The 15,010-nt window shown below is 64.8% G+C and carries 18 protein-coding genes; 9 read left to right on the top strand and 9 right to left on the bottom strand.

Annotated features, from left to right (window positions below; genetic code table 11):
• Positions 1–110 precede the first annotated feature (110 nt).
• Entirely contained in the window at positions 111–707 is a 597-nt protein-coding gene (gene recR, locus ACTIEZ_RS13065) for a recombination mediator RecR (protein ID WP_439547124.1), read from the top strand.
• A gap of 103 nt (positions 708–810) precedes the next feature.
• Here recR and ACTIEZ_RS13060 read toward each other — a convergent pair whose 3' ends face one another.
• Entirely contained in the window at positions 811–1,806 is a 996-nt protein-coding gene (locus ACTIEZ_RS13060; protein WP_439547123.1) for an NADP-dependent oxidoreductase, read from the bottom strand.
• 58 nt (positions 1,807–1,864) lie between these two features.
• The gene (locus ACTIEZ_RS13055) at positions 1,865–3,769 is read right to left on the bottom strand and encodes a potassium transporter Kup (RefSeq protein ID WP_439547122.1); all 1,905 of its coding nucleotides are present in this window, start codon (positions 3,767–3,769) and stop codon (positions 1,865–1,867) included.
• A gap of 130 nt (positions 3,770–3,899) precedes the next feature.
• On the opposite strand from ACTIEZ_RS13055, the gene ACTIEZ_RS13050 reads away from it, so the two are divergent.
• On the top strand, positions 3,900–4,583 hold the full coding sequence (locus ACTIEZ_RS13050) for a DJ-1/PfpI family protein (protein ID WP_439547121.1): 684 nt from the start codon (positions 3,900–3,902) through the stop codon (positions 4,581–4,583).
• Positions 4,580–5,257, top strand: coding sequence for a hypothetical protein (locus tag ACTIEZ_RS13045; protein ID WP_439547120.1), 678 nt, complete (start codon positions 4,580–4,582; stop codon positions 5,255–5,257). Before ACTIEZ_RS13050 ends, ACTIEZ_RS13045 begins: the two co-directional genes overlap by 4 nt.
• Here the strand turns inward: ACTIEZ_RS13045 and ACTIEZ_RS13040 are convergent.
• A complete protein-coding gene (locus ACTIEZ_RS13040; RefSeq protein WP_439547119.1) occupies positions 5,241–5,708 on the bottom strand; it encodes a hypothetical protein in 468 nt (155 codons plus the stop codon). The genes ACTIEZ_RS13045 and ACTIEZ_RS13040 overlap by 17 nt on opposite strands.
• Before the next feature lie 29 nt (positions 5,709–5,737).
• Here ACTIEZ_RS13040 and ACTIEZ_RS13035 point away from each other — a divergent pair, with 29 nt between their 5' ends.
• Positions 5,738–6,034 carry a hypothetical protein gene (locus tag ACTIEZ_RS13035; RefSeq protein ID WP_439547118.1) on the top strand — a complete coding sequence of 99 codons (297 nt, stop codon included), beginning with the start codon at positions 5,738–5,740 and terminating at the stop codon, positions 6,032–6,034.
• 93 nt (positions 6,035–6,127) lie between these two features.
• On the top strand, positions 6,128–7,618 hold the full coding sequence (locus tag ACTIEZ_RS13030; RefSeq protein WP_439547117.1) for a S10 family peptidase: 1,491 nt from the start codon (positions 6,128–6,130) through the stop codon (positions 7,616–7,618).
• Here the strand turns inward: ACTIEZ_RS13030 and ACTIEZ_RS13025 are convergent.
• Positions 7,599–8,090, bottom strand: a complete 492-nt coding sequence (locus ACTIEZ_RS13025; RefSeq protein ID WP_439547116.1) for a hypothetical protein — start codon at positions 8,088–8,090, stop codon at positions 7,599–7,601. The two genes, ACTIEZ_RS13030 and ACTIEZ_RS13025, sit on opposite strands and share 20 nt — an antisense overlap.
• 258 nt (positions 8,091–8,348) lie before the next feature.
• On the opposite strand from ACTIEZ_RS13025, the gene ACTIEZ_RS13020 reads away from it, so the two are divergent.
• Entirely contained in the window at positions 8,349–9,965 is a 1,617-nt protein-coding gene (locus ACTIEZ_RS13020) for a GMC family oxidoreductase (RefSeq protein WP_439547115.1), read from the top strand.
• Positions 9,966–10,001: 36 nt separating this feature from the next.
• Here ACTIEZ_RS13020 and ACTIEZ_RS13015 read toward each other — a convergent pair whose 3' ends face one another.
• The gene (locus ACTIEZ_RS13015; protein WP_439547114.1) at positions 10,002–10,400 is read right to left on the bottom strand and encodes an acyl-CoA thioesterase; all 399 of its coding nucleotides are present in this window, start codon (positions 10,398–10,400) and stop codon (positions 10,002–10,004) included.
• Between the two features lie 234 nt (positions 10,401–10,634).
• Here ACTIEZ_RS13015 and ACTIEZ_RS13010 point away from each other — a divergent pair, with 234 nt between their 5' ends.
• The 3 genes from ACTIEZ_RS13010 to ACTIEZ_RS13000 are packed head-to-tail and all read left to right on the top strand — an operon-like array spanning position 10,635 to position 12,471.
• Positions 10,635–10,904: a ribbon-helix-helix domain-containing protein gene (locus ACTIEZ_RS13010; protein WP_439547113.1), complete on the top strand. Its 270-nt coding sequence runs from the start codon at positions 10,635–10,637 to the stop codon at positions 10,902–10,904.
• Entirely contained in the window at positions 10,901–11,203 is a 303-nt protein-coding gene (locus ACTIEZ_RS13005) for a type II toxin-antitoxin system RelE/ParE family toxin (RefSeq protein ID WP_439547112.1), read from the top strand. Before ACTIEZ_RS13010 ends, ACTIEZ_RS13005 begins: the two co-directional genes overlap by 4 nt.
• A 50-nt stretch (positions 11,204–11,253) precedes the next feature.
• On the top strand, positions 11,254–12,471 hold the full coding sequence (locus ACTIEZ_RS13000) for an argininosuccinate synthase (protein WP_439547111.1): 1,218 nt from the start codon (positions 11,254–11,256) through the stop codon (positions 12,469–12,471).
• A 3-nt stretch (positions 12,472–12,474) separates the two neighbouring features.
• Here ACTIEZ_RS13000 and ACTIEZ_RS12995 read toward each other — a convergent pair whose 3' ends face one another.
• Genes ACTIEZ_RS12995 through ACTIEZ_RS12980 form a run of 4 tightly spaced genes read right to left on the bottom strand, consistent with a single transcriptional unit; the run spans position 12,475 to position 14,996 of the window.
• A complete protein-coding gene (locus ACTIEZ_RS12995) occupies positions 12,475–13,134 on the bottom strand; it encodes an SDR family NAD(P)-dependent oxidoreductase (RefSeq protein ID WP_439547110.1) in 660 nt (219 codons plus the stop codon).
• A gap of 25 nt (positions 13,135–13,159) precedes the next feature.
• Positions 13,160–13,819: a MarC family protein gene (locus ACTIEZ_RS12990; protein ID WP_439547109.1), complete on the bottom strand. Its 660-nt coding sequence runs from the start codon at positions 13,817–13,819 to the stop codon at positions 13,160–13,162.
• The gene (gene folD / locus ACTIEZ_RS12985; protein ID WP_439547108.1) at positions 13,819–14,688 is read right to left on the bottom strand and encodes a bifunctional methylenetetrahydrofolate dehydrogenase/methenyltetrahydrofolate cyclohydrolase FolD; all 870 of its coding nucleotides are present in this window, start codon (positions 14,686–14,688) and stop codon (positions 13,819–13,821) included. The genes ACTIEZ_RS12990 and folD overlap by 1 nt, the downstream gene beginning before the upstream one ends.
• On the bottom strand, positions 14,685–14,996 hold the full coding sequence (locus ACTIEZ_RS12980; protein WP_439547107.1) for a YggT family protein: 312 nt from the start codon (positions 14,994–14,996) through the stop codon (positions 14,685–14,687). Before ACTIEZ_RS12980 ends, folD begins: the two co-directional genes overlap by 4 nt.
• Positions 14,997–15,010 lie beyond the last annotated feature (14 nt).

Raw genomic sequence — 15,010 nt, 5'->3', positions numbered from 1 at the left:
TCTAGCGGAGTTGCTGCACCGCGCAAAGCCCATGAACACATGCGCTGCCCAACATTCGTGTCAAAGCCCGCACAGGTTGCGCGGGTGAAAAATCACACCGATAAGGGGCCATGGCCTCTCCCGAGATTGATGCGCTGACCAATGCCCTGGCCCGGCTGCCCGGCCTGGGGCCGCGATCGGCGCGGCGTGCGGTGCTGCATCTCATCAAGCGGCGGGAAGTGGCGCTGGTGCCGCTGCTTGATGCGTTGCGCAGCGTGGCGGCCAATCTGGTGGTGTGCGGGGTGTGCGGCAATGTCGAAACCCGCGATCCATGCAGCATATGCCGCGATCCGCGCCGCGATCCGGCGCTGCTGTGCGTGGTCGCCGATGTGGCGGATCTATGGGCGCTGGATGGGCGGCATCTGTTTTCGGGGCGTTATCATGTGCTGGGCGGGCGCCTGTCGGCACTGGATGGGGTGGGGCCAGACGATCTGGCCATCGCGTCGCTGATTGCGCGGGCTGGCGATGGGGAGGTGCGGGAAGTGGTGCTGGCGCTGTCTGCCACCATGGAGGGGCAGGCGACAATGCATTATGTCGCCGAGGCACTGGCCGGGACGGGGGTGAAGGTGTCTCAGCTCGCACAGGGCCTGCCGATGGGCGGGGAACTGGATTATCTGGATGAAGGCACGTTGGCGCTGGCGATGAATGCGCGGCGGCCGGTAGGGTAGGGGCTAAGCCCACCCCAAGCCCCTCCCGCAAGCGGGAGGGGAGCGTTTCGCGCTTGTCACCATCGGCTCCCCTCCCGCTTGCGGGAGGGGCTTGGGGGTGGGACTATAGTTTCACCAGCATCTTGCCGGTATTCTTGCCTTCGAACAGGCCGATGAACGCGTTCGGCGCTTCGGCAATGCCGTCCAGCACGGTTTCCTGCCACTTCAGCTTGCCCTGGCGGATCCACGGACCAACCTCGGCGAGGAAATCACCGCGCAGCCCGGCGAATTCCATCACGATGAAGCCGCGGATCATCAGCGATTTGCCGACGATCTGGATCATGTTGCGGGGGCCGGGGGTGGGATCGGTGTCGTTATAGGCGGAGATCATGCCGCATTCGATCAGGCGCGCGAAGGGCCGGGCGACCTCGATGGCGACTTCCAGATGTTCGCCGCCGACATTGTCGAAATAAATGTCGATGCCCTTGGGCGCGGCGGCCTGCACGGCGGCCAGCAGATTGCCGCAGGTGCGATAGTTGATGACATGATCGATGCCGAGGCCTTTCAGCCAGTCGCATTTTTCATCGCTGCCGGCACTGGCGATGACAGTGCACCCCTTCAGCTTGGCCACCTGCGCCACGATGCTGCCCACCGCGCCGGCCGCGCCGGACACGAACACCACATCGCCCGGCTTGGGCTTGCCGATCTGGGTGAGCCCGGCCCAGGCGGTGAGGCCCGGCATGCCGAGCACGCCCAAAAATGCCTCCATCGGGATGCCGCCGGGCACGTCGAGCTTTTCCAGCGCGGCAGCCGGCGCCACGAACGCCTCGCGCCAGCCGAACATCGACAGCACGATGTCGCCGGCTTTCAATTTGTCGGACTTGCTCTCCATCACCACACCGACGGCGCCGCCCTGCAACGCCTCGCCGATGGCGAAGGGCGGCACATAGCTTGGCCGATCATACAGGCGGCCGCGCATGTAGGGATCGACGGACATGAACTTGTTGTGGACCAGCACGTCGCCGTCGCCGGGGGCGGCGAGATTGCTGTCAGCCAGTTCGAAATCGGTGGCGGCGGGCACGCCGACCGGACGGGCGGCGAGGCGGATTTCACGAGGCATGGCTTGGTTCTCCTGCTTTACACCCCAGCTTAGGCGCAAACGGGCCAAGCGTGCCCTCTCAAATTTCCACCTGGCTGCCCAATTCCACCACGCGGTTCGTCGGCAGCTTGAAGAAGTCCATCGCGCTTTCGGCGTTGCGCATCATCCAGCTGAACAGATGCTCACGCCAGATCGCCATGCCGGGCTTGTCGCTGGCCAGCAGGGTCTGGCGGGACAGGAAGAAGCTGGTTTCCATCATCTTCAGCCGCGGGCCGCAATTTTCGACGGTGCGCAGCACGGCGGGAATGTCGATTTCCTGCATGAAGCCATAGCGGATCAGGATGCGATAAAAGCCGCCGCCAAGCTCGCGCACGCCGATGCGATCTTCATCGGACACATACGGCACTTCATCGATCACCACGGTCAGGATCATGATGCGATCATGCAGGATCTTGTTGTGTTTGAGGTTGTGCAGCAGCGCCTGCGGCACACCGACCGGCGATGTCGTCATGAACACGGCCGTGCCCGGCACGCGGGTGGCAGCGGCAGCGGCGGATTTGATGAACACCTCGATCGGCATCGCCGAATCGCGCATCCGATCCTGCATCAGCGCCCGGCCGCGCGACCAGGTGGTCAGCCCGGTGAAACCGATGAGGCCGATCACCAGCGGGAACCAGCCGCCATCCGGCACCTTGGTGAGGTTGGAGGCAAAATAAGCGAAATCGACCAGCGCAAAGATCGCCAGCAGCGGCGCCGCCCACCATATCGGCCAGCGCCAGATGGTCAGCACCAGCACAGCCAGCAGCATCGTGTCGATGAACATCGTGCCGGTAACGGCAATACCATAGGCCGCCGCCAGGTTGGACGAGGACTGGAAGCCGAGCACCAGGAACACCACCAGCACCAGCAGTGTCCAGTTCACCGCCGGAATATAGATCTGCCCGAAGGCCGAAGCCGAAGTGTGCACGATCTTCATGCGTGGCAGGAAACCGAGCTGGATCGCCTGCTGCGTGACCGAAAAGGCCCCGGAAATCACCGCCTGGCTGGCGATGATGGTGGCAAAGGTGGCCAGCACCACCAGCGGCAGCCGTGCCCATTCCGGCGCCATCAGGAAGAAGGGATTGGCCACGGCTTCGGGTGTGACCATCAGCAGCGCGCCCTGGCCGAGATAGTTGAGCATCAGCGACGGCAGCACCAGTCCATACCAGGCGAGGCGGATCGGCTTGCGGCCGAAATGCCCCATGTCGGCATAAAGCGCCTCGGCGCCGGTCACGACCAGCACGACGCTGCCCAAGGCAAGGAATGCGGCAAGCGGCGAATCGGCGATGAAGCTGGCGGCATAGAGCGGGCTGAGCGCCGCGACGATGCCGGGATAATCGACGATATTGACCAATCCGAGCACGGCCAGCGTGGTGAAATAGACCAGCACGATCGGCCCGAAAATGGCGCCGACGCGGGCGGTGCCGCGGCGCTGGAACAGGAACAGCGCGATCAGGATGGTAATGGCGATCGGTACGACCAGGGGCGCCATGCGGGCCTCCACCACCGTGATGCCCTCGACGGCCGACAGCACGGAGATTGCCGGTGTGATGATCGAATCGCCGAAGAACAAGGCGGTGGCCAGCACACCGAGCAGCACCAGCTGCGTCGAGCGGGTGTCGCCGGGTGACAGGCGCGAAATCAGCGCCAGCAGCGCCAGCGATCCGCCCTCGCCGCGATTGTCGGCCCGCATGATCACGGTGACATATTTCACCGTCACCACCAGCATCATCGTCCAGAAAATCAGCGAGATCACGCCAAACACGTGCAGTGCATCGACCGCGAGCGGGTGGTGGCCCGCAAACGTCTCCTTGAAGGCATAGAGCGGGCTGGTGCCGATATCACCGAACACCACACCGATGGCACCCACCGCCAGCTTCACCAGCGGCTGGGGGTGCCCGTGATCGGTGTGAGCGGCCGCGGACGGTGCCCCGTGGTTTGACATGCAGATGTCACCCTGTTGACGGTGGCGGGGCCTATCACAGGCCCCTGCATGCTGCAATGCGGCAGGCAGGCCGCGGCGCTGGCGAAGCCCGGCCAGCCGGGCTATGGCAACGATAAACGGAGGCGAACCCATGCGCATCGGCTTTCTGCTCTATGACAATCTCACCCAGCTCGATCTGACCGGGCCGGCGCAGGTGCTCAGCCGGCTGCCCGGCGCGCAGGTGGACTATGTCGCGGCCACGATGGCGCCGGTGATGAGCGATTGCCGGTTGGCGCTGATGCCCACGGTAACGCTGGCCGATGCCGGCCAGTTTGATCTGCTCTGCGTGCCGGGCGGCTTTGGCTGTTCGGCGGTGATGAATGACGACGTGGTGCTCGCTTGGCTGCGCGGGCAGGCGCCGGGGCTGAAGTATCTGACCAGCGTGTGCACCGGATCGCTGATCCTGGCTGCGGCCGGGCTGCTCGTGGGCCGGCGCGCCGGCTGCCATTGGGCGTGGGGGCAATATCTGGCGCTGTTCGGCGCGGAATTCGTCGCGGAGCGCACGGTGATCGATGGCAACATCATCACCGCTGGCGGCGTCACCAGTGGCATCGATTTCGCCTTCCGCATTGCCGAACATCTGCATGGGCGCGATCTGGCCGATGTGTTGCGGTTGGCGCTGGAATATGATCCGGATCAGGCGCCGGGTGGCACGCCCGCCACGGCCCGGCCCGAAATCCTGGCGCAAGTGCAGGCGATCAACACCACCCGTATTGGCCAGCGCGAGGCCGAAATCCGCAGCGCTGCTGCCGTATTTGCTGGAAACCAATCATGAAGTCGATTCTCACCATTGCTGTTCTGCTCGCTGCTGCCCCAGCCTTTGCGGTGCCCACACCGGTGGTGGTGCGGGTCTTGTCCCAGGGTGCCAAGTTCATCGGCGACGGCATGGGCGGCGTTGACGTGACACTGGTCGATGTCGCCAGCGGCAAGACGCTGAAACAGGGGCGCATCGTGGGCAGCACCGGTGACACCGCCCGCATCATGAACGGCGCGCCGCGCGGTGAGCGGATCGCCACCGAAGGTGTCGGCACCTTTGCCACCATGCTCGACATCAGCGAACCCGCCGAAATCCGCCTGACGGTGAATGGCCCGTTGCAGCCCGCCGGCACCGCGGTATCGCTGACCACCTCCCGCTGGCTGATTCCCGGCCAGCCGATTGCTGGCGATGGCTGGGTGGTGGAATTGCAAGGCCTGGCGTTGACGGCGAAACGCGAAGGCGGGCGTGTCGTCGCCGATGTGTCGATGCTGTGCGGCTGTCCGATCGCGCCGGGGTCGCTGTGGGATGCCAAGCGTTTCCGCATCGATGCCTGGGTCGGCGACAAGCGGGTGCCGCTGGCATATGCGGGCCAGACCGGGCGGTTCGCCGGCGCGGTGCCGGCGGGCGCAACCTGGGTAACGGCGCTGGATGCCTTGTCGGGGGCCAGCAGCGCGGTCAAGCTCGCACCCTGAGCGCACGGGCGATGATCGGCACGCCCAGCAGCGAAATCAGCGCATCCGCAAGGAACAGCGCACGCACCTCCCCCAAGGCGGCCGCCATCCCCCACGCCGCGAACGACGCTGCCGTCAACAGGCCATAGCTCAGCATCAGCATGGCCTGCGTGCGGTCGCGTGTTGCCAGCCAGCGCTGGCCGACAATGATGGCCGCCGGCACGAATAGGAACAGATACAGGCCCTCCACCACAGTGACGGCACGGCGGGTTGGCGGTGCGTCCCAATCGCCTGGATAGGGCCACAGCAGCCAGCCCTGCCAGATGTAGAGCCCGGCCATCGCAACTTCCGCGAGCAGACACAGCCGCAGCAGCGCATCGGCGAGGGTGAGGGGTTTTTCCGGCATGGCGTGGCCATAGCGCGGCGAACTGCCCGGCGCGAGACGGCAGGGTGAACCTTCGCGCCCGAACATGGTAAGCAGGGGTCAGGAGGAATTTCTTGATGTCCATGCTGGTCCGTTTTGCCACCCGTTCGCTGGCCGCCGTTGCCACCCGCCAGATCGCTGCGCGTGTTGCGCATGGCGGGCTGGGGCCGTTGGGCAATGCCGCCGCCGTGGCGCTGCCGTTCGTGCTGAGCCGGGTATCGCCGGTGGGTCTGGCCGCGGTGGCCGTGGGCGCCTGGGCGGTGGGGCGGCTGGCGCAGGCGGTGCCGGCGGTTGAACCGGCGCCAGCGCCGCCGGAACGCGCGCCGATCGTGACGCCGCCGCCGATCGCCTGGAGCGGGGCCGCGGATTATTGAGCCACTAGATCCCGCGCCCGCTGGCGGGCGCGGGGTTATGGATTGCGCCCCCTCTGTGCCGCCGCTATCCCGAACGAAATTTCGGGAGGCATCATGATACGGATTTCGTTGGCCGCGCTGGCCATGGCAATGGCGGCACCAGCCTTCACGCAGACCGCCGAAAAGCCCCCGGAAAAGGCCGCCGAAGCAATTCCGGCCCCCAACCGCGTGACCGCCAAGCGCAGCGGCACCTTCGGCGGCGTGAAGATGAACTACACCGCCATCGCCGGTGAGACCTACCTGAAGGACAAGGACGGCAAGCCGACCGCCGCGATTTTTTCCACCACCTATCTGAAGGACGCAGCCGAACCGAACCGGCCGGTGTTCTTCCTGTTCAACGGCGGCCCCGGTTCGGGCAGCCTGTGGCTGCACATGGGCGCTTTCGGGCCGAAACGGGTGAATATCCCGGATGCCAAGGACGATGGTGCGCCGCCCTATGATATTTCCGAGAATCCTGAATCGCTGTTGGATGTTGCCGATCTGGTGTTCATCGATCCGGTCGGCACCGGCTGGAGCCACGCGCTGGGCAAGACCGATCCAAAGGATTTCTGGGGCGTCACCAGCGATGCCAAATCGGTGGCGGAGTTCATCCGGCTGTGGCTGAACGAGCATAACCGCTGGAACGCGCCAAAGTTTCTGGGCGGCGAATCCTATGGCACCACCCGGTCGGCCGCGGTCGCCCATGAACTCAACCGCGGGTACAATGATGTCGCGTTGAACGGCGTCATCCTGATTTCCACCATCCTCGATTTCGGGCTGGAGGCCGAGGATGAAGGCAATGAAATGCAGTATATGGGCCTGCTGCCCAGCTACGCCGCCGCTGCCTGGTACCACGACAAGGTGGCGAACAAGCCGGCGAACGTCGCCGATTGGGCCGCCGAAGCCCGCGCCTTTGCCAGCGGCGCCTACATCACCGCGCTGATCAAGGGCAACAGCCTGCCCGCCGACGAACGCGTGGCGATCCGCAAGCAGCTCGCCCGTTTCACCGGGCTGTCGGAAACCTATCTGGAACAGGCCAATCTGCGCGTGACCCCCAGCCGTTTCTACAAGGAACTGCTGCGCGACCGGGGCCTCACCATCGGCAGGCTCGATGCCCGCTACACCGGCAAGGATTATGACAATGCCGGCGAAACCCCCGACAATGATCCCAGCTTCTATGGCATCGATGCCTCCTATCCCGCCGCCATCAATGCCTATCTGCGCGGTGATCTGGGCTACAAGACCGACCGCTCCTATGTGTCCATCGGCGGTGTCGGCCGTTGGGATTGGCGGCTGGGCAATGGCCGCGATTCCTATGTCAACGTCGCCCCTGGCCTCGCCCGCACGCTGCGCGAAAACAGCGGCGCCAAAGTGTGGGTGGGGCAGGGCTGGTATGATTTCGCCACGCCTTTCTATTTCGCCGAATATTCGATGAACCGCCCCGGCTGGCCCAGCGACCGGGTGGAGTATCATTATTATGACGCCGGTCACATGATGTATGTCCGCAGCCAAGACCGGGTGAAACTCTCCACCGACATCCGCGATTTCATCCGCCGGCAAAAATAGGTGGCACGGGCTGGCCTTTTTCCGGCATGGCTGCCAGCGCCCGCAATTCCGCCCGCAGTTTTGCCACTTGAGACGAATCCGGCCGGTTTCGGTTTTGTAAAGCTTCGCTTTTTCGCCGTTCCAGCCGATTGAGGTGAAACAGCAGCAACCGCACATCGGCCGGCCGCCGCCGCACCGCCACCACCACGCCCTCGCGCTCGAGCACCTCCGCCTCGCCATCGAGCAGGCGGTCGAGCGCCATATCCTCGATCCAGCGACCGGTATCGGCCAGCGCAGCATCCCAGGCCTGGGCGAATTCCCACGCGTGGGGCTGGTGCCGCAACCAATAGGCCGATTGCCGCGTCATCCCCGCCGCCCGCGCGGCAGCGGCCACACTGCCATGCAGCGCCAGATGATCGAGAAACCGCTGTTGGCGCTCTGGTGACCAGCCATTGTGCTGCGGGCGAAGGGCGGGGGGCGTGTTGCTGCTCATGGGCGGTACAGTAACCCGGCAAGGGGCGTGTAGGACAGAGCGTGAACAAGAAGAGAGCCTACCGCAGCCAGGGTCGCGGACCCTGGACCCATAAGTTTTCAGGCAGCCCCTGTCCCAAGGTCACGGACGTGATCGGGGCCGTTAAATCCGTGTTTCCGCAATTGCGCGCCGGGAAACCGGCCCAGCCCGCGACTTTGGTGGACAGGCCCAAGGGGGACAGGCATGAACTGAGCGGTCCAGGGATGGACGGGGGAATGGATGATGCGCGAATTTGATTTTATCATCGTTGGTGCCGGCAGCGCGGGCTGCGTTCTCGCCAATCGGTTGACGGCCGATGGCAAGCACAGCGTGCTGTTGCTGGAAGCGGGCGGCAAGGACAGCAGCCCGATGATCCATATTCCCATCGGCTATGCGACGACCTTGAAGGACCCCAAGGTCAACTGGCTGTACGAAACCGAGGTCGACCCGACATCGGGCAACCGCCCGCACGTCTGGCCGCGCGGCAAGGTGCTGGGCGGATCATCATCGATCAACGGGCTGCTTTATGTGCGCGGCCAGGCAGCGGATTTCGATCAATGGGCGCAGCTTGGTTGCACGGGGTGGAGCCACAGCGATGTGCTGCCCTATTTCCGCCGGGCCGAAAGCAATGAACGGCTGGGGGCAGATCCGCTGCACGGCGGCGATGGTCCGCTCAACGTGTCGGACCCGCAGGATCGCCACCCGATTTCGGATGCAGTGATCCGCGCCGGGGTCGAAGCGGGGATACCGTTCAACGATGATATCAACGGCGAAGCACAGGACGGCATCAGCTATTTTCAGATGACCATCAAGAATGGCCGGCGCTGGTCGCTGGCGATGGGCTATCTGCGCCCGGCGTTGCAGCGTTCGAACCTCACGCTTGAAATCCATGCCCAGGCGGAATGCGTGACCTTTGACGGCAAGCGCGCCACCGGGGTTCGCTATACGCAAAATGGCACCAGCATCACCGCAAAGGCACGGCGCGAGGTCATATTGTCAGGCGGCGCGGTCAACTCGCCGCAACTGCTCGAACTGTCCGGCATTGGCGATCCGGATGTGCTCGCTGCTGCGGGCGTGCCGGTGGTGCACGCGCTGAAGGGCGTTGGCGGCAATCTGCAGGACCATTATATGGTCAGCACCAAATTCCGCCTGAAGGATTGTATCTCGGTCAATGAACTCAGCCGTGGGTGGCGGCTGGTGCGCGAGGTGGCGCGCTATGCGGTGCAGCGCAAGGGTCTGCTGGCGCTGTCGGCGGCGCATATCCAGGCCTATGTGCGGACGCGGCCCGGCCTTTCCGGTCCCGATGTCCAATATCATATCCTGCCCGGCAGCATGGATGCCGATGCCTATGTGAACAAGGGCGAACTGGTGCTCGAAAAGTTGCCGGGGCTGACCATCGCGCCGTGCCAGTTGCGCCCCGAAAGCCGCGGCAGCATCCATATCAAGACGGCGGCACCGCTCGATCGTCCGGCAATCCGGCCCAATTACCTTGCCGATGCGACGGACCAGGCGACGATTGTCGCTGGCCTGCGCTGGGCGCGATTGCTGGCGTCACAACCGGCGCTCAGCCCGTGGATGGCCGAAGAATTGATGCCGGGCCTTGAACTGCAAAGCGATGATGAACTGCTGGATTACGCCCGCACGATGGGCTCGACGCTGTATCACCCGGTCGGCACAGCGGCGATGGGCCGCGCGGATGACCCCAGCAGCGTCGTCGATCCGCAATTGCGCGTTCATGGCATCGCCAGCCTGCGCGTTGTCGATGCCTCGGTGATGCCGCGCCTCGTTTCCGGCAACACCAACGCGGCAACCGTGATGATCGCCGAAAAGGCGGCGGACATGATTCTGGCGGCTTAGGGCATCTTCCGTACACGACGGTCAGGGGTTGCGGCTTTACATCGGCGCGGTTTCCGCTGGTGGTATGGGCCTTGGCTGGCCTTCGGCGTCGATGGCCACGAAGATGAAGCGGGCGTGGGTCACCTGGGTTCGCTCTTCGGCTGAGCGGGGGCGGCGCCAGGCTTCCACTTCGATGGTGATGGAGGTTCGCCCGGTCTTGACCAGATCGGCATAGACCGTGACTTCATCGCCGATGCGCACAGGCTGCAGGAAGGTCATCGCCTCCACGGCCACCGTCGCGCACCGGCCCTTGCTCCGCCGGGCGGCCGCAATGCCTGCCGCCATGTCCATATGCGCCATCAGCCAGCCGCCGAAGATGTCGCCGGCCGGATTGGCATCGGCGGGCATCGCGGTGATGCGGATTGCAGGTTCCCGAAAACCGCTTTGCGTTGCCATGTGAAGCCCCCAGCTTGATTGACAAGTGCCTCACCCCGCACTTCGTGCCAGCATCGTTGAACCAGACGTCGGCACGGAATAGGGCAAAACGCCGCCGAACCTGTAGCAGTTTTTCATGCCGCCGGGTTTTTCCCCGCCGATGGCGCTGCGCCATCATTGGCCAGGATCGCCGCGCAGCTTGGCACCGGACCGGCGGGCTGGCATCGAGGCTGGCGGTTGTGATATTCATGGGCGATGGCAACGCTCACCATCACTCTGCCCGACGATCTGGCCGCCGACATCCGCGCCCGCGTGGCGGCGGGGGAGTATCCCGATGAAGGCGCCGTGATTGCGGATTGGTTGCGGGGGCTGGACGGGTCGCCGGCGGCGCTGGCGCAGTGGCATGCAGAAGTGGCCGAGATTGTTGATCGGCTCGATGCGGGCCAGGAGCCTTTGCTCACCCTCGAAGACGTGATGGCTGAACTGGATGAGGCCCGCCGATTGCGCACGGCTGAACGTGCGTGAAGGTTCGGTTTTTGCCGTCCGCATCGCGGCACCTTGTTCGACTTGAAGCCTGGTTGGAGGAAGTCGCAGACGCAGAGACCGCCCGGCGATTTGTTGGTCAGATTGCAGCAGAGGCCTGTTCACTGTCCTCGTTTCCCTATCGCGGCAGTCCGAGACATGATTTGCCACGGCCCGGCCTGCGCTCGATCAGCGTCCGCCGCAATGTCACCATTGTCTACCGCGTTGCCAACGAAACCGTGGTGATCATTGCCGTCCGCTATGCCGGGCAGGATTGGCCTGGCCTGTTGCAGGAACGCTGATCCCGCCCCACAAGGCCGGCTCACGAATCACGACGTTCAAGGAACTGCCCATGTCGCAAGTCAACAAGGTCGTCCTCGCCTATTCGGGCGGGCTGGATACCAGCGTGATCCTGAAGTGGCTGCAGACCGAATATGGCTGCGAGGTGGTGACGTTTACCGCTGATCTGGGCCAGGGCGAGGAGCTGGAGCCGGCGCGGGCCAAGGCGTTGCTGCTGGGGATCAAGCCGGAAAATATCTTCATCGACGATCTGCGCGAGGAATTCGTGGCGGATTATGTGTTTCCGATGATGCGCGCCAATGCGCTGTATGAAGGGCAATATCTGCTCGGCACGTCGATCGCGCGGCCGTTGATTGCCAAGCGGCAGATCGAGATCGCGCGCAGCGTGGGCGCCGATGCGGTGAGCCATGGCGCGACGGGCAAGGGCAATGACCAGGTGCGCTTTGAACTTGGCTATTATGCGCTGGCCCCCGATATCCGCATCATCGCGCCGTGGCGGGAATGGTCGCTGAACAGCCGTGAGGCGCTGATCGCCTTTGCCGAACAGCACCAGATCCCGGTGTCCAAGGACAAGCGCGGCGAAAGCCCGTTTTCGACCGACGCCAACCTGCTGCACACGTCCAGCGAAGGCAAGGTGCTGGAAGATCCGTGGGAGGAGGTGCCGGACTATGTCTACAGCCGCACCGACCACCCGGAAGATGCGCCCAATGAGCCCGAGTATATCACGGTCGATTTCGAGCGCGGCGATGCGGTGGCGGTGAATGGCGAGGGCCAGTCGCCGGCCACGCTGCTGGCCACGCTGAACGCGATGGGCAAGCGCCACGGCATCGGCCGGCTCGATCTGGTGGAGAACCGCTTTGTCGGCATGAAGTCGCGCGGCATGTATGAAACGCCGGGCGGCACGATCTTGCACCTGGCGCACCGCGGCATCGAGCAGATCACGCTGGACCGAGGCGCGGCGCATCTGAAGGACGAGCTGGCGATCAAATATGCCGGGCTGCTCTACAACGGCTTCTGGTTCAGCCCGGAGCGCGAGATGCTGCAGGCGGCGATCGATCACAGCCAGGCCAAGGTGAGCGGCACAGTGCGGCTGAAGCTGTTCAAGGGGAGCGCCAGCGTGGTGGGCCGCAAATCGCCAAACAGCCTGTATTCGGCCGGCATCGTGACATTCGAGGATGATCGCGGGGCGTATGATCAGCGCGATGCGGCTGGGTTCATTCGGTTGAATGCATTGCGTTTGCGCTTGCTGGGGCGGCGCGACGGGCGCTGAGCCTCACCAGGGGATCGTCTTGCCGGTATAGTCGATATAGTGCTGGCCGGGTGGTTTGACGGTCTCGATCTGGGTGGCGAGGCCTTGCACGCTGGTGGCGACATCGATGTCGGCGCCGTCGCCGCCCATGTCGGTTTTCACCCAGCCGGGGTGGAAGTTGATCACCGCGATATTGCGGCTGCCGACATCCTGCACTGCGAAACCCCGCGTCAGGCTGTTGAGCGCGGCTTTGGAGGCGCTGTACAGTTCGGCATAGCCGTGTTGGCGGCCGCCGACAGTGCCCAGGATCGAGGTCATGAAGCCGATGCTGCCGCCATCCTTCACCAGCGGCAGCAGGATGCGCGCGGCGCGAATGGGGGCGATGGCGTTGGTCCAGAACAATTTTGTCACATTGTCCTTGTCGGTGGTGCTGGCGGTGGGGGTGCTGCTGATGCCGGCGTTGATCAGGATGTGATCGAACATCGTGCCGGCATGGGCGGCGGCGAGTGCGGCGACGCTCTCGGCATCGTCCATGTCCACCACGGCCGTGGTTGCGCCGGTGGCGACAAGTTCGGGCGCGGCGCTGCGGTGGGTGGCGACCACCTGCCAGCCGCGGGCGATGAGTTCGGCCGTGAGGCCAAGGCCGATCCCGCGTGAGGCGCCGATGATGAGGGCGGTAGGCATGGGTGATGTTCCTTTCGCGGGGAGACTATAGGCCAAAGCTCTGCTTGATGCCGTCGATCACGAATTGCGCGGCCAGGGCGGCCAGCACCACGCCGAGCAGCCGGGTGAGCGCGCCTTCGAACTTGGCGCCCATCAATTTCATGATCGGCGCGGCCGCCAGCAGCGACAGGAAAGTGAGCGCCAGCACGGCGACCAGCGCGGCCAGCACCACGGCTTCGGCAGCCAGATCACCGCCGGTGCGCGCGCTGAGCAGCATCACCGACGCGATGGAGCCCGGCCCGGCCAGCATCGGGATCGCCATCGGGAAGACGGAAATATCTTCTTCTTCCAGTTGCTTGCCGGATGCCACGGCAGACGAGACCACTTCCTCGGCGCGGTTTTCGCGGCGCTGGGTGCGTTTTTCGAACACCATGTCGATGGCGATCACGAACACCATGATGCCCCCGGCAATCTTGAAGGCGGGCAGGGTGATGCCCAGCGCCGACAGGAACGCCTCGCCGCCCAGCGCAAATGCCACCAGCACGCCGGTGGCGATCAGGCTGGAGCGGATGGCCATGGTGCGGCGATGGGCCGGCGATGTGCCGGCGGTGAGGCTGGAGAAGATCGGCACACAACCGGGCGGATCGATCACCACGAACAGCGTCACGAAGGCCGAGATGAACAACTGGATGAGCGGGCCATCCATCAAGCAGCAGCGCGCGCGGTGGCGGCCTTCAGCGTGTTGGCGAGCAGGCAGGCGATGGTCATCGGGCCGACGCCGCCCGGCACGGGCGTGATCCAGCCGGCGCGCGCCACCGCGCCGTCGAAATCGACATCGCCGGTAAGCTTCGTCTTGCCGCTGGGCAGGGTGATGCGGTTCATGCCGACATCGATCACGCAGGCACCGGGCTTGATCCAGGCGCCCTGCACCAGGTGGGGCACGCCGACGGCGGCGACGACGATATCGGCGCGGGCGACATGCGCGGCCAGATCGCGGGTGCGGCTGTGGGCGATGGTGACGGTGGCCGACGCCGCGGTAAGCAGCGCGGCCATCGGCTTGCCGACGATGGACGACCGCCCGATGACCAGTGCTTCGGCGCCGCTGATATTGCCCAGCGCTTCGCGGATCATCAGCAGGCAGCCCGACGGCGTGCACGGCACCAGCGCGGGTTGGCCGATGGCGAGCTTGCCGGCGTTGATGGGGTGAAAGCCATCGACATCCTTGGCCGGATCGATGGCGGCGATCACCTTGTCGGCATCGATATGGGCGGGCAGCGGCAGTTGCACCAATATGCCGTCCACCGCTGTATCGGCGTTGAGTTGCGCCACCAGTTCCAGCAATTCGGCCTCAGGCGTCGTGGCCGGCAGGCGATGTTCGGTGGAGATCATGCCGACTTCGCGGGTGGCCTTGCCCTTGGCGCCGACATAGACGGCGCTGGCGGCATCATCGCCAACCAGCACCACAGTCAACCCCGGCGCGCGGGCGTGTGTCGCCACGAACTGCGCCACGCCGCCTGCAACCTCTGTACGCAACGCGGCCGCGCGGGCCTTGCCGTCGATCAGGACGGCGCTCACTGCAACAACCGCGCGCTGTCGTACACCAGTGCCGGCACCAGTTGTTGCAGGCCAGCCAGCACCAGCCACAGCACGGCCGGCGACAGATCGATGCCGCCGAAATCCGGCAGGATGCGGCGGATCGGGCGCACCAGCGGATCGTAGACCCGGTCCAGCCCGGTGAGGATCGCACGCACCACCGGATTGCTGGCGTTGACGATGTTGAATGCCACCAGCCAACTGGAAATCGCCCAGATCACCAGGCCCCAGATCAGCACCTGGGTGACCATGATGAAGATGTTGACGAGCGCGAGGGTAGTGTTGGCCATGGGCAGGGGCTTTA

This window comes from Sandarakinorhabdus sp., from assembly GCF_051860625.1.
In the GTDB taxonomy this organism is placed as follows: Bacteria; Pseudomonadota; Alphaproteobacteria; order Sphingomonadales; family Sphingomonadaceae; genus Sandarakinorhabdus.
This window is presented reverse-complemented; position numbering and strand designations above follow the sequence as displayed.

What these genes read in the sequence shown, in the direction of transcription:
- ACTIEZ_RS13000 (WP_439547111.1), top strand. Translation starts at nt 11,254, where the DNA reads ATGTCGCAAGTCAACAAGGTCGTCCTCGCCTATTCGGGCGGGCTGGAT.
- ACTIEZ_RS13025 (WP_439547116.1), bottom strand. Translation starts at nt 8,090, where the DNA reads ATGAGCAGCAACACGCCCCCCGCCCTTCGCCCGCAGCACAATGGCTGG.
- ACTIEZ_RS13035 (WP_439547118.1), top strand. Translation starts at nt 5,738, where the DNA reads ATGTCCATGCTGGTCCGTTTTGCCACCCGTTCGCTGGCCGCCGTTGCC.
- ACTIEZ_RS13030 (WP_439547117.1), top strand. Translation starts at nt 6,128, where the DNA reads ATGATACGGATTTCGTTGGCCGCGCTGGCCATGGCAATGGCGGCACCA.
- ACTIEZ_RS13020 (WP_439547115.1), top strand. Translation starts at nt 8,349, where the DNA reads ATGATGCGCGAATTTGATTTTATCATCGTTGGTGCCGGCAGCGCGGGC.
- ACTIEZ_RS13015 (WP_439547114.1), bottom strand. Translation starts at nt 10,400, where the DNA reads ATGGCAACGCAAAGCGGTTTTCGGGAACCTGCAATCCGCATCACCGCG.
- ACTIEZ_RS12995 (WP_439547110.1), bottom strand. Translation starts at nt 13,134, where the DNA reads ATGCCTACCGCCCTCATCATCGGCGCCTCACGCGGGATCGGCCTTGGC.
- ACTIEZ_RS13045 (WP_439547120.1), top strand. Translation starts at nt 4,580, where the DNA reads ATGAAGTCGATTCTCACCATTGCTGTTCTGCTCGCTGCTGCCCCAGCC.
- ACTIEZ_RS12980 (WP_439547107.1), bottom strand. Translation starts at nt 14,996, where the DNA reads ATGGCCAACACTACCCTCGCGCTCGTCAACATCTTCATCATGGTCACC.
- recR (WP_439547124.1), top strand. Translation starts at nt 111, where the DNA reads ATGGCCTCTCCCGAGATTGATGCGCTGACCAATGCCCTGGCCCGGCTG.
- ACTIEZ_RS12990 (WP_439547109.1), bottom strand. Translation starts at nt 13,819, where the DNA reads ATGGATGGCCCGCTCATCCAGTTGTTCATCTCGGCCTTCGTGACGCTG.
- ACTIEZ_RS13010 (WP_439547113.1), top strand. Translation starts at nt 10,635, where the DNA reads ATGGCAACGCTCACCATCACTCTGCCCGACGATCTGGCCGCCGACATC.
- ACTIEZ_RS13050 (WP_439547121.1), top strand. Translation starts at nt 3,900, where the DNA reads ATGCGCATCGGCTTTCTGCTCTATGACAATCTCACCCAGCTCGATCTG.
- ACTIEZ_RS13055 (WP_439547122.1), bottom strand. Translation starts at nt 3,769, where the DNA reads ATGTCAAACCACGGGGCACCGTCCGCGGCCGCTCACACCGATCACGGG.
- ACTIEZ_RS13060 (WP_439547123.1), bottom strand. Translation starts at nt 1,806, where the DNA reads ATGCCTCGTGAAATCCGCCTCGCCGCCCGTCCGGTCGGCGTGCCCGCC.
- ACTIEZ_RS13040 (WP_439547119.1), bottom strand. Translation starts at nt 5,708, where the DNA reads ATGTTCGGGCGCGAAGGTTCACCCTGCCGTCTCGCGCCGGGCAGTTCG.